This is a genomic window from Lapidilactobacillus wuchangensis (assembly GCF_003946645.1).
In the GTDB taxonomy this organism is placed as follows: domain Bacteria; phylum Bacillota; class Bacilli; order Lactobacillales; family Lactobacillaceae; genus Lapidilactobacillus; species Lapidilactobacillus wuchangensis.
The window spans coordinates 1-22,404 of the sequence record NZ_RHOU01000018.1 but is presented as its reverse complement, the minus strand read 5'-3'; the positions used below and the strand labels follow the sequence as shown (position 1 = coordinate 22,404).

The 22,404-nt window shown below is 42.2% G+C and carries 16 protein-coding genes; 13 read left to right on the top strand and 3 right to left on the bottom strand.

The genetic code is table 11. The annotated features are described in order from the left end of the window. Positions 1-96: 96 nt before the first annotated feature. A complete protein-coding gene (gene glpK / locus EKM82_RS10510) occupies positions 97-1,593 on the bottom strand; it encodes a glycerol kinase GlpK (protein WP_164508255.1) in 1,497 nt (498 codons plus the stop codon). Positions 1,594-2,210: 617 nt separating this feature from the next. Here glpK and EKM82_RS11690 point away from each other — a divergent pair. The 5 genes from EKM82_RS11690 to EKM82_RS10490 all read left to right on the top strand — a co-directional run bounded on the left by EKM82_RS11690 (position 2,211) and on the right by EKM82_RS10490 (position 5,471). Next, entirely contained in the window at positions 2,211-2,420 is a 210-nt protein-coding gene (locus tag EKM82_RS11690; protein WP_164508254.1) for a hypothetical protein, read from the top strand. Between the two features lie 41 nt (positions 2,421-2,461). Continuing rightward, entirely contained in the window at positions 2,462-3,103 is a 642-nt protein-coding gene (locus tag EKM82_RS10505) for a histidine phosphatase family protein (protein ID WP_164508253.1), read from the top strand. 74 nt (positions 3,104-3,177) lie between these two features. Continuing rightward, positions 3,178-4,311 (top strand): hypothetical protein, encoded by a 1,134-nt coding sequence (locus tag EKM82_RS10500; protein ID WP_125769142.1) that lies wholly within the window; start codon positions 3,178-3,180, stop codon positions 4,309-4,311. 202 nt (positions 4,312-4,513) lie between these two features. Beyond that, the gene (locus tag EKM82_RS10495) at positions 4,514-4,825 is read left to right on the top strand and encodes a PadR family transcriptional regulator (RefSeq protein ID WP_125769139.1); all 312 of its coding nucleotides are present in this window, start codon (positions 4,514-4,516) and stop codon (positions 4,823-4,825) included. Positions 4,826-4,841: 16 nt separating this feature from the next. Then, entirely contained in the window at positions 4,842-5,471 is a 630-nt protein-coding gene (locus EKM82_RS10490; protein ID WP_125769136.1) for a DUF2812 domain-containing protein, read from the top strand. A gap of 695 nt (positions 5,472-6,166) precedes the next feature. On the opposite strand, the gene EKM82_RS10485 is transcribed toward EKM82_RS10490, so the two are convergent. After that, complete coding sequence (locus EKM82_RS10485) at positions 6,167-7,018, bottom strand: AraC family transcriptional regulator (protein ID WP_164508252.1); 852 nt, start codon at positions 7,016-7,018, stop codon at positions 6,167-6,169. A gap of 101 nt (positions 7,019-7,119) precedes the next feature. On the opposite strand from EKM82_RS10485, the gene EKM82_RS10480 reads away from it, so the two are divergent. Next, complete coding sequence (locus EKM82_RS10480; RefSeq protein ID WP_125769130.1) at positions 7,120-10,395, top strand: DUF5107 domain-containing protein; 3,276 nt, start codon at positions 7,120-7,122, stop codon at positions 10,393-10,395. Between the two features lie 14 nt (positions 10,396-10,409). Next, positions 10,410-11,405, top strand: a complete 996-nt coding sequence (locus EKM82_RS10475) for an aldose epimerase family protein (protein WP_125769127.1) — start codon at positions 10,410-10,412, stop codon at positions 11,403-11,405. Positions 11,406-11,519: 114 nt separating this feature from the next. Here the strand turns inward: EKM82_RS10475 and EKM82_RS10470 are convergent, their stop codons facing one another. Continuing rightward, on the bottom strand, positions 11,520-12,383 hold the full coding sequence (locus tag EKM82_RS10470) for an AraC family transcriptional regulator (protein WP_125769124.1): 864 nt from the start codon (positions 12,381-12,383) through the stop codon (positions 11,520-11,522). 271 nt (positions 12,384-12,654) lie between these two features. Between EKM82_RS10470 and EKM82_RS10465 the strand changes: the two genes are divergently transcribed. The 6 genes from EKM82_RS10465 (at position 12,655) to EKM82_RS10440 (ending at position 21,718) form a co-directional block, all read left to right on the top strand. Continuing rightward, positions 12,655-13,932, top strand: coding sequence for an ABC transporter substrate-binding protein (locus EKM82_RS10465; protein WP_164508251.1), 1,278 nt, complete (start codon positions 12,655-12,657; stop codon positions 13,930-13,932). A gap of 150 nt (positions 13,933-14,082) precedes the next feature. Further along, a complete protein-coding gene (locus EKM82_RS10460) occupies positions 14,083-14,988 on the top strand; it encodes a carbohydrate ABC transporter permease (RefSeq protein WP_125769118.1) in 906 nt (301 codons plus the stop codon). Beyond that, positions 14,988-15,818 carry a carbohydrate ABC transporter permease gene (locus EKM82_RS10455; protein ID WP_125769115.1) on the top strand — a complete coding sequence of 277 codons (831 nt, stop codon included), beginning with the start codon at positions 14,988-14,990 and terminating at the stop codon, positions 15,816-15,818. Before EKM82_RS10460 ends, EKM82_RS10455 begins: the two co-directional genes overlap by 1 nt. A gap of 23 nt (positions 15,819-15,841) precedes the next feature. Then, the gene (locus EKM82_RS10450) at positions 15,842-18,034 is read left to right on the top strand and encodes an alpha-galactosidase (protein ID WP_125769111.1); all 2,193 of its coding nucleotides are present in this window, start codon (positions 15,842-15,844) and stop codon (positions 18,032-18,034) included. A gap of 361 nt (positions 18,035-18,395) precedes the next feature. Continuing rightward, entirely contained in the window at positions 18,396-19,124 is a 729-nt protein-coding gene (locus EKM82_RS10445; protein WP_125769107.1) for a GntR family transcriptional regulator, read from the top strand. 218 nt (positions 19,125-19,342) lie between these two features. Then, a complete protein-coding gene (locus EKM82_RS10440) occupies positions 19,343-21,718 on the top strand; it encodes a phosphoketolase family protein (protein WP_125769104.1) in 2,376 nt (791 codons plus the stop codon). Positions 21,719-22,404 lie beyond the last annotated feature (686 nt).

Below are 22,404 nucleotides of genomic sequence, written 5' to 3'. Positions count from 1 at the left end.
TTGACGACGAGTGTTTTTGTTGGTGTTGATTAACTTTGAGTTGATAACAGTGGTAATTGTTTACTAACAATAAGAAAAACTCAGCTAAGTATCAGATCAGTTCCGAAACATTCGCGTCGCTGCCACCGCATTCTGCCAGCCGTGATAAAGTTTTTCCCGTTCGTCATTTTTCATGAGCGGTTCGAAGGTTTGGCCAATTTTAAAAATATGCTGAATTTCGTCAAGATTTCGCCAGTAGCCCACAGCTAAGCCCGCTAAAAAGGCTGCGCCCATGGCGGTGGTCTCTAAATTCTCGGCTCGCTCAATCGGAATGTTTAACAAGTCGGCCTGAAATTGCATTAAATAACTATTTTTAGCAGCGCCACCGTCGACGCGTAAAGCGGGGATGCTGAGGCCGGTGTCGCGATTCATGGTGTCGACGACATCGCGGGTTTGATAAGCCAATGATTGTAAAGTGGCTTTAATAAAGTCCTCGCGGGTCGTGCCACGCGTTAAGCCGAAAACAGCGCCGCGGGCATCGCTATCCCAATAAGGCGCACCTAGGCCAGTGAAAGCTGGCACCACGTAAACTTCGTTGTTGCTTTGTGATAGCCACGCAGCTTGCTCGGATTCTGGTGCAGAATCTAACATTTTCATGCTGTCGCGCAGCCATTGTAAGGCCGAACCGGCCACAAAAACGGAACCTTCCAGGGCATAATTGATTTGGCCATCAAGCGCATAACCAATGGTCGTTAATAATTTGTTATGAGAAATAGTCGGCTCAGTACCAGTGTTCATCACAATGAAAGAACCAGTGCCATAAGTGTTCTTGACCATGCCCTTATGCAGTGCCAGTTGGCCAAATAAAGCCGCTTGTTGATCACCAGCTAAACCGGCAATCGCCACGGAATTGCCGTAAAAATGGCGCGGCAAAGTATGACCGTAAACTTGCGAATTGCTGACAACTTCCGGCAACATTTTCCGGGGAATATTCAGCAGGTCGAGAATTTCTTGATCCCAAGTTAAGTCATGAATGTTAAAAAGCATCGTCCGACTGGCATTGGTATAATCGGTCACGTGCACGCGCCCACCAGTTAATTTCCAAGTCAGCCAACTATCGATCGTGCCGAAAAGCAACTCGCCTTTGTCGGCACGTTCTTGGGCACCGGGCACTTTGTCGAGTAGCCAACGGATTTTGGTCGCGGAAAAATAAGCGTCAATTAGGAGCCCCGTTTTTTGATGAATTTTTTCTTCCCAACCGTCGGCTCGTAATTTAGCCGCCAAGTCGTTAGTTTGCCGTGATTGCCAAACAATGGCGTTGTAAATTGGTTGGCCGGTAGTTTTATCCCAAATAACGGTGGTTTCCCGCTGATTGGTAATGCCAATGCCCTGAATTTGATCAGATTGAATGCCCGAATCGATAAAGACAGTGGCAATTGTTGACAGCACTGCCGTCCAAATTTCATTAGCGTTGTGTTCAACCCAACCAGGCTGCGGAAAATACTGGGGAAATTCTTTCTGAGCATCAGCGACTTTACGCCCTTGATGATCGAAAATAATCGCTCGTGTGCTGGTAGTTCCTTCATCAATCGCCATGATATATGACTTGCGCATCAACAAGTCCTCCGTTTCAAAAAAGTTGTGAAGTTCAGTGTTTATAATCATTTCGAACACGTTTAACCAGTAATTGGACAGCGCCAATCACTGAATAGATACCTGCCAACTATTTTACTCTATTCTGTTACCGCTGCCAAAAATAATTAGTAATTGCCTATGGTGCTAGTGGATTGATTGGAGATTAGTTGGTTTTAGGCAGAAGAGCGGACAACTCCGTTGCGGCCGGCGGAGCGTGGAACGCTGCGGGCATTGATTTAAGCTTTTGCTGCGCAAAATCTTAAATACAAGCCTTATCCTAAGCGATAAATCGCCAAGGATAATTTCGCGGCTGACACTCCGGCGGCCTTCACTGCGTTTTGAGCTAGTGTGGTCCACTTTAGATTTAGTTGATATCAAGGCAGTTTTCGCAAAGCTAGCTGTCAATCGCTCAGTAACTACCTGATGAAATTAACAGGTCTGTTTGACAAATTTTTGGAATAAGCGAGAAACTGTCAGGCAGGCCTGTTCGTACTACTATTCATTTGCGACACCAATTTGAATCAAGTTGGTTAGACTCACTATCATTGCCTTAACCACTAACAAAGATTAAATGCACCACCTCAACTCCAGACGGAATGGAGGGATCGGGTTGTCAGCCGCGAAATTATTGTTGGTGCTTTAGCACTTACAATAAGCCTTGTATTGGAGACTTTCGCAGAAATGCTTCAATCAATGGCCGCCGCGTTCCACAACCCGCAGCCCGGAATGCAGTCAGACTCAATTCTGCTCCAACACACCACCGGGTTAGCACGTTGTTTTGCCATTGGCACGGTATGCTAGAATAAAAGTGAGACATTATTGAATGAAAAATGTAAGGAGTGCCAGCATGACAAAACTTTTTATTGTCCGCCACGGTGAAACCGAGAATAATCGCTTGAATTTAATGAACGGTGGTAGTGTGGACAGTCCTTTAACTGAGAAAGGCGTTAGCGGCGCCAAAAAACTAGGTCAATTTCTGAAAGATCAGCCGTTTGATCATGCTTATGTTTCGCCACAACAGCGAGCCCAAACCACGCTTGAACTGATGTTGGCAGAACGGCAGCAGCCGGTGGCGACGACGGTGCTGGAAGATTTGCGGGAGTTTAACATGGGCCGTTGGGATGGCCAACCGATTGCTACACTGCCGCAGGGGAAATTGTTAGATGATTATTTGCATCATCCTGATCGCTATGATGCTACTTTAACAGGTGGTGAAAGTTATCAGCACTTGGTTGACCGCGGGCGACGGGCTTTTGACCAAATTGTGCAGGCTTATCCCCAAGGAAATATTTTGGTAGTCGCTCATGGCGTGGTATTGCGCGCGACCCTAAATTATTTGCAGGGAACGCCGCTGAGTAAGATTCGTGATGGCGTGTCCTTAGTTAACACCAGTGTTTCTGAGTTTAGCGCCACAACAATCAATGGCAAAATCACTTACCACTGTGATCATTGGAACCAGCTACCACCGGCAGCAAGTACAATCAGATAAATTGCCATTTGGCGGCTATTAGCTTAAAGTCAAACCAAACAATGTCCTGTTTTTAAAATAGTTATGGTGAGATTATGAAATTATCTAACAATCGCTGGTTGCGCGCCGCCACTATTTGTTTAATGATTGGCTGTCTTTGGTTGCTAAGTAGCTGTGCCAAAACCACCAAAAAGGAAACACCGCCAAGGCCGCCCCAGCAAGTTCTTAATGATGGAACCAATGTGTCGCCGAGTATTTATCGTACCGATGAATTTTATCAGAAGTTGACCAAAGCTTATCCTGGGCTGAAATCGTTGCTTGATCGTGACTCGCGGCCAGATTCTTTTGCCATTCCGGGTCTTGACCAAACGCTGACTTTATCGATGGGGCACCCAGCAAGGCTGTCGACTAGCCGGCAAATGGATCCGCAAGGCTTGGCAATCACGGACAAGTATATTATCATTTCGGCTTATAGTCGCGATCATTATCATCATTCCGTCCTTTATGTCCAGAGTAAAAAAACCGGTCTGCACGTGAAGACGATTGTTTTGCCCGGCGATTCTCATGTTGGTGGTTTGGCCTACGACCCGCTGAATCGGCGTTTATGGATTGCGACGAAAAGAAAACATCACGCAGCTTTGGCCGCACTAGATGAGGCCAACCTGGATCATGATAATTTTGCTAAAAGCCGTCGCGCGGTTGCTTATGATGCCATGGTGTTACTGCCAATGCTCGCTGACGCGTCGTACTTGGCTTATCACGACAATCAATTATCGGTGGGCTATTTTGATAAAAATGCTGCTGGCACCTTGATTGATCTACCCATTACGGCGACTGGCCAAATTATTGCGCCCACGGCAATTGCCACGAATAGCGTGCGTCATTTTTACACGGAAAAGGATATTCAAGGCATCAGTTACTACAAGAATTACCTGATTTTCTCCCAATCTTATGGCGCCCAAGATTCAAAACTGTTGGTTTTCAAGAATCCGGATAATCATGGCGACATTGATTTGGACCGCGATGAAGTCATTGCTAGCGTGAATTTGCCGCCATATTTGGAGCAGATTAAAACAATTGGTCCTGATATTTATTTGCTATTTGAATCGGCCAGCCTTCGCTATCGCGATACTTTTAAAGGCTTTCATGCCGACCATGTTTTTAAAATCAAATTTGCAGAACTACTTAAGCAAGGTACCAGTGCTACCACAAAAAATCAGCGCCAGTGAAAAATTACCACCTGCCGTTACTTAATTAGCCACCGAAATAAATAATTTTTAATTGCTACTATCAGTTTGAAAATCGACTGATAGTATTTTTTTAATCTTCGGGAAAATAGGTTACGCCGGCGTCTTGTGGTCGCTGAACTGTAAAGCTAAACTTTATACAGTCAGCCGATATAATGGCTGCTAATCAGTAGCTGGGGGTGTTTTGGTGCGGGATGAACATTTGCCACTGACAGAAACAACTTTTTATATTCTATTAGTGCTGAATCAGCCACTACATGGCTACGCCGCGATGCAGAAAATTAGGCAGCTAAGCCATGAGCAGGTGAAAATTGCTGCTGGTACGATGTATGGCGCAATTGAGAAACTTTTAAAATTACGTTGGATTCAGGAAGTGCCAAGTGCCGACCAGCGCCGGCGCGTTTATCAATTGACTGATTCCGGCCGGATTATCTTGAAGCTGGAAACTGATCGTTTGCGGGAATTAAGCCGTTTGGCAGCAGATTTTAATTATTGAGGGGTGTGCGTGAAACGTGAGAAAATACAAAATTTTTTGGTCTTTAGCAACTGAGGAGCGTTGGCTTAATCAAGTTCAGGCCGCGGGCTTTTATTTAACGGCGGTGAATCGTCTGTTACACCAATATACTTTTCGTCAATTATCGCATAGTACCAGCTTCCAGCCGAAAGTTTGCTTGGACTTTCAAAAGCCATTGAGTTGGCGTCGTTATCAGGATTATTGTCAGTTATTTGCGGATAGTGGCTGGCAGCTGATTCAAGGTAGTCGTTTTGGCGGTATTCAGTATTTTCAACAAAGTTATCAGGCGGCTGATCAGGAAATCTTTTCAGATGAACAGTCCCGCCAGGCAAATTGGCGCCGTGATCATGAATACGCGCGCCGTTATAGTATTATTTTTTTGTCAGAAGCAATTTTATTTCGAGTCACTCATGCGAGTGCGACGGGATTGGACCTGACCTTCGATTTTCGCCAGTGGTATTTGACGCCAGGAATTTGGCATTTACAAGGATTTTCTTTCTGGAAAGCCTTTCTAATTGAAACGCCCTTTGTCGCTTTTAGGAATTTGTCGATGTATCTCTTTCTGATTATTGGCCTCTATTATTTAGCCCGGTCATTATATAACGGTGGTAAATTTGCCAAATCATAATTGGCGAACTTGATGCAAAACCACTGCCCGTCACAGTTTAAGCGTGTTCAAGGTGACAACTAATGAAGGTGTAAAACAGAATTAGTTCTGACTGCATTGCGGGCTGCTTGTCGTGGAACGCTGCCGACACTGATTGAAGCCTTTCTGCGAAAGTCTCCAATACAGGTCTTATTGTAAGTGCTAAAGCACTAACAATAATTTGGCGGCTGACGACAAGATCCCTCCATTCCGTCTGGAGTTGAGGTGGCGCACTTTATCTTTGTTAGTTTTCCAAGGCAATAATTGTAAGATTGTAAATACACACGGCTTATGTCACAGCCTGAATTAATTGAAATTACCCTTCGCCAAGAAAAACCGCCCGTCACAGTTTGAATACAATAAAAAACCCCACTTCTGGGCAGGAAGTGGGGTTTATTTCATTTTAAAGGGGAGGAATAAAATGAAGAAAATTAGCAATTTATTTGGGTTTTAGGGTTTTAATTTTGGATGATCGATTAGGTTGTACCGCCTAAACTCCGTTGGTTGGTGCCGCAACGAAGGTTTCCATGAAGTTCATTGACATCACCTCTTTGCTTTCTATGTTGTTAACTATAAGCTCTGTCTATGAATAACTCATGTTAGAAAGTTGCCGCTTTCGCGAAGTAATTATGACGAAAAGATGAAATTGTTAATGGTAATATTAAGTTATTTCGATGCTATTGCTGTTGACGATAAGCCCGCGGTGAATAGCCAGTGTATTTTTTAAATTGGCGCGAGAAATAATAGGGGTCGTGATAGCCAAGTGACGTGGCAATCTCGTAATCCTTTAAAGTGGTTAATCGCATATCACGGCAGGCTCGTTCAATTTTTAAGCTGGCAAAATAGGCCAAGGGACTGGTTTGGGTATATCGTTGAAATAATGCATTTAAATAACTACGGGAACTTTGGGTGAATTCGCAAATTTCGGTTAAAGTCAGTGTCCGCGTTATTTGCTGCTGCATGAAGCTAATAGCGGTTTGTAGAAGTTCATTATCGGCAGTAGCTGTTTGGCGGTCAGGCAGGCAATAGATTTGGTCTAACAAGCTAAGTAAGGTGCTCGCCATTGTCTGGTAGGTCGCTAGCTCTTGGGTAAAATTGCTCAGAGAAAATAGGTTTGTAAAAGTTGCCTGGATAATATTCTCTCGTTCATTACCAATACTGACTCGTTGAGTAAGGTTGTCGGCCTGATAATGACCCCAAAAATGAGCCCAAAGAATCGTCCAAGGATCATTGGCATTAGCAAAATAACGATGGGCTTGTTTAGCCGGAATTAAATAGGCTTGATGCGCATTTAAACGAATTGGTGTTTGCTGGGCAACCTCAATTTGTCCCTGGCCGCTGAGACAATAGATTAAAATTGATGCCGAATTACCTTGTGGTCGTTCACGATAATGATGAGTTGCATGTGGATAAAATCCTAGTTCTAAGGGTGCTGGTTGTTGATTAATTGTTAAGAATTGCTGGGCCAAATCTGTCGATAAAAGGGCGTAACGTTGGCCAGAGAAACCGTCGGATTTTTTTGATGTCATATCAAAAGAATATTGTCCATCTTTCAAGACTTTCACCTATTTCATTTATAACGAATCCTCACTATATTTAAGCTGTAATCAATAAACAGGAGGTCGTTCTTATGGATTCAGTCAAAGTATATCATCAAAAACAAGTCATTCCCACTTATCAACCAGCCGCACCGGATAAAAATCCGATGTTTTTCGAACAACGAGTTTATCAGGGGAGCAGCGGTCGAGTTTATCCACTCCCAGTAACAGAGAAAATTGCTGATCATCCCGTTGATCAGACCTACGACGCCATCATTTTGGAAAATCAATATTTACAAATCACGATTTTGCCGGAATTAGGCGGCCGAATTCAGCGAGCACTAGATAAGACCAATAACTATGATTTTGTCTACTATAATCACGTGATTAAGCCGGCTTTGGTCGGGTTAGTTGGACCTTGGATCTCTGGCGGGATTGAATTCAACTGGCCACAACATCATCGACCAACGACTTTTATGCCAACACAAGCAACCACTCAAGAGAATGCCGATGGTAGTAAGACAGTGCTGATCAGTGATATTGATCAAATGTATGGCACGAAATCCTTAGCAAAATTTACTTTGTATCCCGATAAAGCCTATTTAGAAATTAAAGGGCAATTATATAATCGCACTAGTACGCCACAAACCTTTTTATGGTGGGCGAATCCAGCCGTAGCCGTTAATGATCATACGGAGTCAATTTTCCCGCCAGATGTTCATGCAGTTATGGATCATGGGAAACGGGCTGTGTCAGCTTTTCCAATCGCAACGGGAGAATATTATAAATATGATTATTCTCGAGGGGTAGATATTTCCAAATATAAAAATGTCAAAGTGCCAACTTCATACATGGCCAATCACTCTAATTACGATTTTATGGGCAATTACGATGAACAACAGCAGGCTGGCTTACTGCATATTGCCGATCATCATGTTTCGCCAGGTAAGAAACAGTGGACTTGGGGCAATGCCGAGTTTGGTCAAGCATGGTACCGGAATTTAACCGATCATGATGGTCCATATATTGAATTGATGACTGGGGTTTATACCGATAATCAACCTGATTTTACTTGGCTTAAACCATATGAAGAGAAAACCTTCACCCAGTATTTCATGCCTTATAAAGCTGTCGGGCGAATTAAGAATGCGACCTTAAATGCGGTAATCAATCTTGAACCACAAGCTAAATCTACCAAAGTAACTGTTTATGCACCACAAATAATTAAGGAGGCCAAGTTAGAGTTAAGCCATGCCGGGCAAGTACTAGCAACTCAAGAATTTAGTTTGGCTGCAGCAGCTGTTAAAACTTTTGACTTGCCAATTACTTTACCAGTTATTGACGAGACCGTTACGGTACGCGTGATTGATCAAGTTAGTGGTCGCGTTTTGGTGAGCTACACTGGACAAAAGCAAGAAATCCACGAATTACCAGAACCAGCGAAAAAGATTTTGGCACCAGTCGATATCAAAACGAATGAAGAATTGTGGTTAGCTGCGCAACACATTGAGCAGTATCGTAATGTGGCTTTAAATGCGACGGATTATTATCTTGAAGGGTTGCGACGTGATCCCGATGATAGTCGTTTGAATATCAGTTATGGGATGCAGTTATATCGGCAAGGTGAATTTGCTGCGGCGACGCAACATTTCCAAACGGCGATTAAACGGATTACTGAACGGACACCCAATCCATATTATGGTGAGGCCTATTTTGATTTAGGCCTAGCTTTACTGCAACAGAATCAATTGGCACCTGCCTATGATGCTTTCTATAAAGCGACTTGGAGTGCCGAAACAAAATCTGGCGCCTTTTATTATCTCGGCGTAATTGCCTTTTCCCAACAAAATTATGGCGCTGCTCAAGATTTCTTGAAACAATCATTGATTAGCAACTATCATAATTTAAATACTCGTTTGTTATTGATTCATGTACAAGAATTGCTTCACGAAGATCCAGCGGCTTTAATTAAGAGCAGTTTACAAATTGATCCGCTGAATTTAGGCTTAAATTTCGAAGCAGCCCAATCCAACACTGATTGTGACTTTGCTGGATTCATGCAAGGACGAGTGAAAAATTATTTGGCTTTGGCCGAAACTTATCTCAATGCCCGTGATGACCAGCGTGCATTAGCTGTATTAGCGACGGCACCAGAAAATAATCCGTTAGTTCATTATTACCGAGCTTTCGCATTACAACGGCTAGGCAAAACTGAACAGCTTCAGGCTGAAATCACGGCCGGTAATCAAGCTAATCCAGACTATTGCTTCCCTAATAAGTTAATTGAACAACGGATTCTTGAAGCCGTCATTGCAGCCGATACAGCGCAAAGTGGCTGGCCACATTACTATTTAGGCAATTTGCTCTTTGACAAGAAGCGCTATCCAGCGGCGATTGAACATTGGCAAGTCGCTGCAGAAAAACTACCTGATTTTGCCATTGTTCGCCGTAACTTGGCGGCGGCCGCTTTTAATATCGAGCACGATGTGACCAAAGCAATTGCATTGCAAGAACAAGCTTGTCAGTTAAATCCAACTGATCCGCGTTTGCTCCTAGAACGTGACGTCTTGGCCCAAGATCAAGCGGAAGCACCAGAAAAGCGTTTAGCACGATTAGAAGCACATCAGTCGCTATTAACGGCACGTGATGATTTACTGGAACGTTATTTACAGTTGTTAAATGGTGCCCAGAAGTTTAATCAGGCCGCTGACATTTTACAAAGTCATCATTTCCACGCTTGGGAAGGTGGCGAAGGTAAAGTAAGTGCCCAATATGAATATACTTTAATTGAACAAGCCAAACAGGCCCTGAACCAACAACGGCCTGAGTTAGCAGTCAAATTGCTGGAACACGCCAAGGAACGACCGATTAATCTTAGCGAAGGTAAATTACCAAGTACCAATGAGAATATCGCTGATTACTATTTAGCCCAAGCCTATCAGGCCTTGGGTGAAAAGAATCTGGCCAAACAGGCCCTCCAAGCGGCAGCAGTCGGCTTAGATGAACCTGGTAGTGTGCTTTATTATTATGATCAACCGGCGGATACGATGTTGTATCAAGGAATGGCTGCTGCTGAGCTGGGTGAATATGAACATGCCCAACGTTGCTTCCATCAATTGATTACCTTTGGTCAGAAACATTACTATGATCAACCACAAGCTGATTATTTTGCTGTTTCTTTGCCGGAAACCAGCATTTTCCATGGTAACTTACAACGGGATAATCGAATTTACTGTAATTATCTGTTAGGCTTAGGTTATCTGGGATTACAGAATTTGCCTCAAGCTGAAGTTTACTTACAACGAGTGCTAGCCGCGGCACCTGATCATCTTGGTGCATTACGTCATTTGCGTTTATTACAAAAATAAAAAGGTCGTTAGTGATGGCTCAATTACAAGTATTTAAGTTGGTTAATCAACAACAAACGGAAGTTACTGTGACAAATTTCGGCGCTTCGATTTATCAAATTAAAACGCTAGATCGACACCAAAATTTAGGCACTATCACGGTCACGCTGGCCCAACCTGAAGATTTATTGAAAGAGCGGACTTTTCTTGGCGCCACAGTGGGACCATTTGCGGGTCGAATTTGGCAAGGTAAGTGGACTGATCAACACGGACAACCTCAAACTGATTTGGAAATCAACGATCAACCAAATGCTATTCATGGTGGTAGCCATGGCTTTGATACACTTCTGTGGCAAACCATTAGTGCTGATAATCGGCGCGTTGTTTTTCAGACCCCCAAATTACCAGATTATCCGGGATTGCGGGCAGAAGTCACTTATGAATTAACAGATGAGAATGCCTTAACGATTAAATTGCAGGCCACAACCAGCCGAGTATGGCCGCTTAATCCGACTAATCATACCTACTTTAATTTGCGGGCTAATGAGGAAAATTCGTTGGCAACACAAGAGTTGCAAATTAGGGCGCAACAATATTATCGGTTAGATGAAGACCAGTTACCATTAGCGCAACCAGCGCCGGTACAGAAAACTGATTATGACTTGCGGCAACCAACGGCATTAGCAGAAATTTTTCAAAGTCAGGATTCACAGTTGCGGCAACTCCATGGACTTAATCATCCGTTTATTTTGGCTGACAAGTTAGCACCACAGGCCAGTTTGACGGACCCTGTTTCTGGCCGTACGTTAAGTATCCAGACTGATCGGTCGTTGATAATTGCTTACACAGCTAATCACTTTGATGGTCATTGGCGCAACAATCTCGGTCAGCCAATTAACCGTCATGCTGGCGTTGCCCTCGAGTGCCAAGAATTACCAGATGCCTGGCATTATGCCGGAAATCAACCGACCCTGCTCACCCCAGAACGAGGTGCCACAACGCTGGAGACGCTAAAATTTGGTTTAAATTAATCGTGTTAAAATAACTATTTACAGTTTTAAAGTTAGTAAAAAAGGATCGTGTTGAGCTCAAATTGAGCTGACACGATCCTTTTTATAATGGCTGAGTATTAGTAGCTTTAGCTCCTAATCATGATGCTGATATCGCCACTGGCTAGGCGATAATTGGAATTTTTCTTTAAAGGCATTTGAGAAATGGAATTGATTGGCATAACCAACTTGTTCAGCGATGTTGTGAATTGAGTTGTCGGTATTTTTTAGTAAATTACAGGCTTTTCCAAGGCGATAATCAGTTAGAAAGGTTTTCAGGTTCGTCGCGACTGCACTGTGGAAAATTTTACTGAGATAGGTACGATTCAGGCCACAATAAGCGGCAACATCCTCAACCGTAATTCCCTTTTGAAAGTTGTTTTCGACGTATTGAATTGCCTGCTGCACGTAAAAGTCTTGGCGACGATTGTTAGTGGATTGCGGTTCGGCAGCCGAAGCATTAATGAGGGCATCAAGCGTTAAATAAACGTGGCCAATCATTTGGTAAGTCGAAAATTTCTGACCATTAATGATTTCTTCTAACTGATTGGCAAATTCGTTAACGAGTGCCTCATTCTTAGGTTTGAAAATTGGCTGATTGTAACCTAGCCCGGCTAGTCCAAAAATTTGTTGAGCATGTAAGCCGTCAACTTCAATCCAAATGTAGTCCCAAGGATTGTGTTCGTCAGCATAATAAGTTGTGACCTGATCTGGCGAAATTAGAAATCCTTCATGAGTTCGAATGCGATAGTCAGTGACTTTCCCTTTAGTGTCTGTTGATTGTAGGACGCCCGATCCAGAAACAATAAAATGAAATAGAAAATGATTTCTAACTGCTGGTCCATATAAATGTAGTGGCTCGCAAGCTTCGTAACCGGCTTGATAAAGACGAACGTCAATTAAATCTTCTTGCGATAAAGTTAATAGCCCATATTTTGGTTCTGCCTTCGGTGTTGCCATATCAAAACCTCCCCTTGTTTTAGTAAACGTTTACTGAAACCGTCTCCATTATATACCAAAATGCGACTAAATTTACACTAAAGTATTGAAAAAGCCAATTATATGAAGTTTATCGCCACATTCCTGCATGTACTCTAAAGGGGGATTGATGGTTTAATATGGATGTACTCAATGGAGCCCGTAAATAGGCTGATAACTCGCGAGGTCTTGCCCATTTACTTAGTACTCTATCTTAGTCACTTAAATGAATTGCACTAGGAGGAATCGAGATATGAAAAAGGGTTTTAAGGGTTTAAAAGCGTTTTTAGCAATTGCGCTATCAGCATTAGCAGTTATTGGTTTAGCTGGTTGTGGTCAGAAGAGCAGTAGCGATGACGCTAATAAGAAAGTTACTTTGAATTTTACAATTTGGGATACGAATCAGAAGAAAGGTATGCAACAAATGGCTGCTGCCTTTACAAAAAAGAACCCTAACATCAAAGTTCGGGTTACAGTTACGCCTTGGGATCAATATTGGACTAAATTACAGGCTGCTGCATCTGGTGATAATTTAGCAGATGTTTTCTGGATGCATCCAAGTGAAGTCTATACTTTCGCTGCTGGCGATAAGCTAATGGATTTAACTGATATGACTAAAAACGGTGGCGGCATTAACTTGAAGAATTATCCTAGCACCGTCGTTTCCGGTTTGGAATATCAAAATAAAGTTTATGCGTTGCCAAAGGATTACAGCACGTTAGCACTTTGGTATAACAAGACTTTGTTTGATAAGGCTGGGGTTAAATATCCTGACAAGACTTGGACTTGGGATACTTGGCAAGAAGCTGCTGCCAAGTTAACCGACAAATCAAAAGGTGTTTATGGGATGTTAGCACCAAATGATGGCCAGAACTTCTACTGGAATTTGATTTGGGCTAATGGCACTGACTTAACTAATAAGTCTGGTACGAAGAGCATCATTGGCAACAAAGGTAATATTGATGCCTTGAATTATGGAATTTCCTTTATTAAGAAAGGCTATTCACCATCAACTCAGGATTTTGCTAATACGAAACCTGATCAATATTTCGAATCTGGCAAGGCTGCTATGACGATTGCCGGTTCATGGATGCCCGCAGAATATTTAGCCGTTAAGAATCAGAAGTTTGGCGTCGCACCAATTCCAAAGGGCAAACGTCGTGCTAGTGATATTGCTGGGATGGGTTACGCTATCGCCAAGAATACCAAGCATCCTGCTCAAGCCAAGAAATTTGTTAAGTTCATGGCCGGCAAGGAAGCTAATATTATCCAAGCTAAGTCTGGCGCTGCTATTCCAGCATACAAGGATACGCAATCTGCTTGGGTTAAACAATTCCCAAGTATTGATGGTCAAGCCTTTGTCGATGCTGCTGACTATGGTTACTCTCCAGTCTTCACTAAGGCTTTCCAACAATGGAATACACCTTACTCTACTGGTATTGGTGATATGTTTGCTGGTAAGACACCAGTTGCTTCAGGTTCTAAAGCATTACAGAAACAAGTTCAAGCTAAAATTGATGCGAACAAGTAATCAAGATTACTGAATGTAAAGAATATTTAGTGAGAATGTGAACCATAGTCAATCGAGTTAAGCCTAAACGAGCGGCGAATGATTCATATTAAAGAATCATGCGTCGCTTTTATCTTTACTGGATGACTGCACGCACGGGAGGCAAGTTACATGAAATTTTCAATCAGAAAACGAGATCGGGAGCGTGTGATTTGGGGGTTAATTCTAATTGCACCTACGTTACTTTTCATTTTAGTAATGAACATTTGGCCGATTCTCCAAACTATTTACTTAAGTTTTACTAATGCCCAATCCTTAGGTAATCCACAATGGGTTGGATTTACTAATTATCTGGCTATGTTTAAGGATCCAGACATTGGCCGAGCAACTTTAAACACTTTTATCTATGCAATTGTCACAGTACCAGTTGGGACTTTACTATCCTTGATTGTGGCCGTCTTCTTAAATCAGAAATTAAAAGGGCGTTCGATTTTCCGGACACTTTACTTTATTCCAGTTATTTCAGCACCAGCAGCAGTAGCTATGGTTTGGCGCTGGTTGTATAACTCTAAATTTGGGTTAATTAACTATGGCTTGTCATTAATTGGCATTCACGGTCCCAATTGGATCGGCGATTCTAAGTATGTTTTGATTTCAATTATGATTGTCGGTATTTGGAGTGGCTTAGGTTATAACATGATTATCCTATTAGGCGGTTTGCAAGATGTGCCGATGACTTATTATGAGGCCGCTGAAATGGATGGTGCTAGTAAGGTTCGTCAGTTCTTTACAATCACGATCCCATTATTATCGCCAACACTGTTTTTTGTGCTGACAACTTCAATTATCAGTGCGATGCAGATTTTTGATACGATTTTCATGATGGTGGATCAAAACAACCCAGCATTGAGTAATGCGCGGTCGTTAGTCTATCTGTTCTATAACGATACCTTTGTCAATGGTAATCGTGGTTACGGTGCCGCGATTGCAGTCTTCTTATTGATCATCATTCTTATTTTAACCGCGATTCAAATGCGCTTGCAGCGTAAATGGGTTTATTACGGGGGTCAAGACTAATGAGTAAAACAAAATTTTCAACTGGCCGCTTAGTGATGTATATTCTTTTGATTCTGGGCGCTTTAGTTATGATCATTCCTTTTATCTGGAGTATTGTGACGTCATTTCAAACCCTAGATGAGTCATTACACTTTCCACCGAAGATGTGGCCGAGTCACTGGGATTTGGCTAATTACACTAATGTTTGGAAAGCATTACCATTTCCTAAATTCTTCCTTAATACTTTCTTGATGATTTTATGGCGGGTTATTTTTGCGACCTTCCTTAGTGCGGCCGCTGGTTATGCCTTTGCGCGCATCAAGTTTCCTGGGGTCAATGCGTTATTTATGCTAGTTTTGATTCCAATGATGATTCCGGGACAAGTATATACCTTGCCACAATATTTATTGATGTCGAAATTACATTTAGTCAATACGGTAACGGCGTTAGTTTTGCCAGGGGTTGCTAGTACTTTCGGGACTTTCCTGATGCGGCAATTCTTCATGGGGGTACCTGAATCGCTGGAAGAAGCAGCAATTCTAGATGGTGCCAGCACTTGGCAAATCTTCACGAAAATTATGTTGCCACTTGCTAAAGCACCAATGGTTTCCGTTGCCATCTTTACTGGTTTGTTTGCTTGGAAAGATTTAATGTGGCCATTGATTGTTAACCAAGATCCAGCCAAAATGCCATTAGCATCAGGCTTGGCTTTGTTACAAGGCCAGTACACCACTAACTATCCGCAATTAATGGCTGGTTCAGTGATTGCTACGATTCCAATGATTATTTTATATGTTATTTTCCAACGTCAATTTATTGCCGGAATTGCGCAAACTGGTAGTAAGGAATAATTTTCTAAAGGAGTTTATTAAAAATGCCAATTGTTTTTGACCAAGCGCAACAACGGTTCCACTTATTCAATCAACGAATCAGTTACGTTATGCGTGTTTATGAGAAGCAATATTTGCTTCACGAATATTTTGGTAGTCGAATTAATGATTTTACGGCTAGTCAGCCGTTTCCACAGGTTGCGCGGTCGTCATTCTCACCTAATCCAGCTGATTTAAATGAAACTGGATTTTCGTTAAATACGGCCTTGCAAGAATATCCTGGTGTTGATACCGGTGATTATCGCGATACGGCATTTGCTATTACTTATCCTGATGGCACTTCTGCCACGGCCTTAAAATATCAAGGCTATGAAATTAAGGCAGGTAAGTCACAGCTTTCGGGACTGCCAGCAACCTATGTCACAACTGAACAACAAGCCACTAGTCTGGTCATTCATTTGACCGATCAAATCAGACAAGTTCAGGTTGATCTCAAATATACAATTTTTGAAGATTTGCCAGTGATTACTCGAAGTGTCGAATTTAAGAATCTAGGGACACAAACCATCACTTTAGATAAGGCACTGTCGATGACCTTAGATTTTCCCGAGAATCGTTATCAGGCCTTAACCTTACCTGGTGAGTGGGCTAGTGAGCGGCAAATGCAATACACATCGCTACAGCGTGGTTGCTTTAGTTTCGATAGTAAGCGTGGCGCCAGTAGTGTTGAGTACCATCCCTTTTTAGGACTTTTGCCAAAAACCACGACCGAAAATCATGGCGAAGCCTATGGGGTTCACTTTATTTACAGTGGTAACTTCCGGGCTTCTGCAGAAGTTGATGCTTTCGAGCAAACTCGGGTCATGATGGGGATTAATCCTTATAATTTCCGCTGGCAGTTAGCTGCTCAGGCAACTTTCCAAACACCTGAGGTCGTGTTAGCCCATGCTGACGACGGTTTGAACGACCTGTCAAATAGTTTCCACCAGTTATATCGTGAACACTTGGTACCAGCACAATTCAAAGATCAAGAACGACCAGTTTTGGTTAATAATTGGGAAACAACTGCGTTTAACTTTGACGAACCAAAGTTGTTAGAATTGGCTGATCAAGCTAAAAAAATCGGTGTCGAATTATTTGTTCTTGATGATGGCTGGTTTGGCCAACGAGATGATGATCATTCTTCATTAGGTGATTGGCAGACTGATGTTCGTAAACTGCCAAATGGGATTGCACATTTAGCAAAAGAAATTCATCAACGGGGCTTACAATTCGGTCTCTGGTTTGAACCGGAAATGATTTCGCCACGAAGTCGTTTATTTGAACAACATCCTGATTGGTATTTACATGTCGCCGATTACCCAGCTTCACTTGGCCGTAATCAATATGTACTTGATTTTTCGCGAGCTGAAATTCGTGAGGCAATTTTTGCCCAACTTACTAAAATTTTGGATGAAGTCCCAATTGATTTTATTAAATGGGACATGAACCGCAATATTTCTGAAGTTGGCTCCATTGCTTTGCCACCTGAACAACAAGGTGAAGTTTCGCACCGCTACATTCTGGGATTATATGACTTAGTCGCTAAATTGACGAATCGCTATCCAAAAATTTTATTTGAAAATTGTTCTGGTGGTGCTGGTCGTTTTGATGCGGGGATGTCTTATTATATGCCGCAAAGTTGGACCAGCGATGACACTGATGCCGTTGAACGAATGAAAATTCAATATGGGACGAGTTTAATGTTTTCACCAATTATGATGGACGCCCAGATTTCTGATGTGCCCAACCAACAAGTTGGTCGTCTGACACCATTTAAGACACGCCTTGATGTGGCCCAGTCGGCAAACTTTGGGGTCATGTTGGATCTACAAGAGCAAACACCTGAGAATATCCAATTACTCACGGAACGGATTGCTTGGTATAAAGAACATCGACAGTTGCTACAATTTGGACGTTTCTATCGATTGCTAAGTCCCTTTAAAGGTGATTACGCAGCTTGGGAGTTTGTGGCACCAAGTCAAGATGAGGCAGTGCTGTTCTTCTTCCAGATCTTGAACCATGCCTCCAAGCCAATGAAGTCGGTTAAAATTGTCGGATTAAAACCTGAACAACTTTATCAAGTTGGCGACCAACAACTAACTGGTGACTATTTGGCGAAGTTTGGTTTGTATTTAAACATGGCCCTAGAAAGTGACTTTTTAAGTAAAGTTGTCGAAATTAAGGCCGTTAAATAAATGAACGTCATCACTATTGGCGCTGCATATTATTGGGGGATATGTGCGCACCTAAAAAATGATAACGACGGAAAAACATATCGAGGATTTATTAGCTAAGCAAAAAACCAGCGTTAATTAGAAGCTCAGTGTGGCGATATTATATTGCCGTGCTGAGCTTTTTTAGAAATATCAATGTCTGGCATTGAAAGAGATCAGTGCTTGGGTAAATCTAGCGTTAGTTTTGAGTTCAACAAAATAGCTGATTTTTAATCTAGTCCAACATTCTTTTTTGCAAAATCAGTTCAGATTAAGTAAGATTAGCCTTAGATAGATTCAACTTAACCAATTCGACAAATCCGAAAAGATAAGGACGTTACAAATGGCTGATTTAGTATATCGCCAACTTTTGAGCACCTTAAAAAAACAAATTGTTGCTGGCGATTATCCCAATTTAAAATTGCCGGACGAACGCTCGCTGAGTGAACAATATCAGGTGAGTCGCAGTACGGTTAAACGCGCGTTAAGTATTCTGGCAGATCAAGGCATTGTCTTTAAGAAACGTGGGTCAGGCACTTTTATTAACCCGCTTTATTTGAAGAATGATTCAGTTTTTCATTACAATAATGGCTCCAATTTAGGGGTAACTGATAGCTTTCAAATGAACGGTCGTAAACCGGGCATTTCGTTGTTGAATTTCGAAGTCATTCGACCACAAGCGGAATTGAAACGGGATTTATTCCTGAAGAATGATGATTTTGTTTATGAAATTAAACGACTGCGTTTATTTGATGATGAACCCTTTATGATCGAAACAGGTTATATTCCCATTAAAATCGTGCCCGAGTTATCGCGTAAGATTGTTTCTGGTTCGATTTTTAATTATTTACAAAATGAGAAGAACCAAACAGTGACCAAGTCGTACTTAACGGTTTCGGCAGAACCATCCACTGCTGAGGATCAAGAGAAGTTACACTTAAAAGCTAATGAACCAGTGGGCGTCATGGCCGGGGTCTTTTTCTTAGATGACGGCACGCCGTTCGAATATTCGCGGATGCGGCTGCATTATAAGTACATGAAATACAATACGTTTGTGACTTTGGATGATTGATCAGCAATTAAAAAAATAGGTAAAAGTAAGTGATTGTCGTTAAGACAGATTGCTTGCTTTTACCTTTTTTAATTCGTTAGAATGTTGCTGTAGTGGCTTCGAAAAGGATTTCAGAAATTGGAACGTATCAATTTAAAAAATGGTTGACTTTTTCAATATTTTTAGTATGATATAGATGTTGAATGAAGTTAAGTTAAATTGTCAGTAGGAGGCAAATTATGGATTCAGTAAAGACAAACGTCGATTACTCATCACCAGCATATTTGAAGCTTGTTGATGAATACTGGCGCGCAGCTAACTATATTTCAGTTGGTCAATTGTACTTGAAGGCTAATCCTTTATTACAACGGCCACTAGAAGCTAGTGATGTTAAGGTTCACCCAATCGGTCATTGGGGCACTATCGCTGGCCAGAACTTTATCTATGCACATTTAAACCGGGCTATTTTGAAGTATGGTTTAAATATGTTCTATATCGAAGGACCAGGTCATGGTGGCCAAGTGATGGTTTCTAACTCATACTTGGACGGTTCTTACACTGAAATTTATCCAAATATTACCGAAGACACTGAGGGTATGGGCAAATTGTTCAAACAATTCTCATTCCCAGGTGGCGTGGCATCACATGCTGCTCCTGAAACACCAGGTTCAATCCACGAAGGTGGCGAGCTTGGTTACTCAATTTCTCATGGTGTTGGCGCAATTTTCGACAACCCAGAAGTGATTGCTGCAACTGTTGTTGGTGATGGCGAAGCTGAAACTGGTCCATTAGCTACTTCTTGGCAATCAACTAGTTTCATTAATCCAATTAAAGATGGTGCGATCTTACCAATTTTGAACTTAAATGGTTTCAAGATTTCTAACCCAACTATCTTGTCACGTAAAACTGACGAAGAATTAACAAAATACTTTGAAGGCATGGGCTGGGAACCAATCTTTGTTGAAGGCAATGACCCTGAGAAGATGCACCCAGAAATGGCTCAAGCAACTGATACTGCTATTGAAAAGATCAAAGCAATTCAAAAGCATGCTCGTGAAAACAACGACTCAACTCGCCCAATTTGGCCAATGATCGTTTTCCGTGCTCCTAAAGGCTGGACTGGTCCTAAAGAATGGGATGGCAAGCCAATTGAAAATTCATTCCGTGCTCACCAAATTCCAATTCCTGTTGATCAAGCTGACATGGAACATGCTGACAAATTAGTTGCTTGGTTGAAGTCATACGGCCCTGAAGACTTGTTCGACAAGAACGGTACTTTGAAGCCTGAAATTAAAGCCACTACACCTAAGGGAATTCACCGGATGGCTGCTAACCCAATCACTAATGGTGGTTTGGATCCTCGTCCTTTGAAATTACCAGACTGGCGTAAATATACTTTAGATAACTCACAACGTGGCGAAGTAGAAGCCCAAGATATGACTGTCTTTGGCGAATGGGCTCGCGACGTCATCGTTAAAAACCCTGATAACTTCCGGATCTTTGGCCCTGACGAAACAATGTCAAACCGCTTAGCTCCTATTTTTGAAGCTAGCAGTCGCCAATGGGAAGAAGGCATTAAGGAGCCTAATGATGAATTCTTAGCTCCTGAAGGCCGAATCATTGATTCACAACTTTCTGAACATCAAGCTGAAGGCTGGTTAGAAGGCTACGTCTTAACTGGACGTCATGGCTTCTTCTCAAGTTATGAAGCATTCTTACGAGTAGTTGATTCAATGTTGACTCAACACTTCAAGTGGTTACGTAAAGCTAAGGAACAACCTTGGCGCAAACATTACCCATCATTGAACATCGTTGATACTTCAACTTCTTTCCAACAAGATCATAATGGTTACACTCACCAAGATCCAGGTATCTTAGGTCACTTAGCTGACAAGAAGCCTGAATTCATCCGTGAATATTTGCCATCTGACGCTAACACTTTATTAGCTGTTGCTAACAAAGCTTTCGCTAGCGAAGAGAAGATCAATTTGATCGTTGCTTCGAAACAACCTCGGCCACAATGGTATTCAGCTGATGAAGCTGCCGTTATGGTTGAAAAAGGTTTGAAGATTATTGATTGGGCAAGTACTGACCAAGACAGCGAACCAGACATTGTCTTTGCTGCTGCTGGTACCGAACCAAACTGGGAAAGCTTAGCTGCTATCTCAATTTTGCACAAACAATATCCTGATTTGAAGATTCGCTTCATTAACGTCGTTGACTTATTGAAGTTACAATCACCTAAGATCAATCCTCGTGGTTTAACTGACGAAGAATTTGACATGTACTTTACTAAGGACAAGCCAGTTGTCTTCGCATTCCACGGCTTTGAAGGTTTGATTCGTGATATCTTTTTTGATCGTCACAACCGCAACATTTGCATTCATGGCTACCGTGAAAACGGTGATATCACCACACCATTTGATATGCGTGTTGTGAACGAATTGGATCGTTTCCACTTATCTAAGGATGCTGCTTTAGCTGTTTATGGCACTAAGGCTGCTCAATTCGCTCAGAAGATGGACGACAAAGTCTCATATCACAACGCTTATATCCGTCAAAATGGCGTTGACATTCCAGAAGTAATGAACTGGAAATGGGAAGATTTGAAATAAATCATTTTAAATAATGATGAAGCACAATCACAGTGATGTGGTTGTGCTTTTTGTTTGCCATCAATTAGAACCAATTAGTTCGGTGAAAAATTGGCGTTAAGACTTCCCCAATTGGAAGAGGTGGTGGCGGCGCAATTTGAGGGGCGTGGAACGCCATGGGCATTGATCTGAGCTTATTGCTTTCAGCAACAATCTCAGATACAAGCCTTATTCTAACCGCTAAAGCGGCAAACGTGTTCAGAGCGGCAAACGGCTATGATTAACTGAAATAATTGCTCGATCTGGTTGCACCAGCTCAATCAATTATTTGCAGTTACTCTACGCCGAAAACCCGCTGCTCATCACACTCTAAGTATAATTTCATGGCTGACGCCAATTGCGCCGCCACCACCTGATGAAACTAACAGAATTTAGCACCACTATTTGGCCGAACCAGATTGCGGTGGTACAAAAAATCGGTGTGACAATCTCTATTGATGAATAGAGGAGTCACACCGTTTTTTTTGCAGCTCTTCAACTATTATTACTGAGTAAATTGAGTTGCTGAATCCCGCCACCACTGCCTCAAACACTAACAAATGTGAAGTGCACTAACTCAACTCCAGACGAAATGGAGGGATCTTGGCGTCAGCCGCCAAATTGTTCTTAGTGGCTGGGCCACTTAGAACAAGGCTTGTATTTGAGAT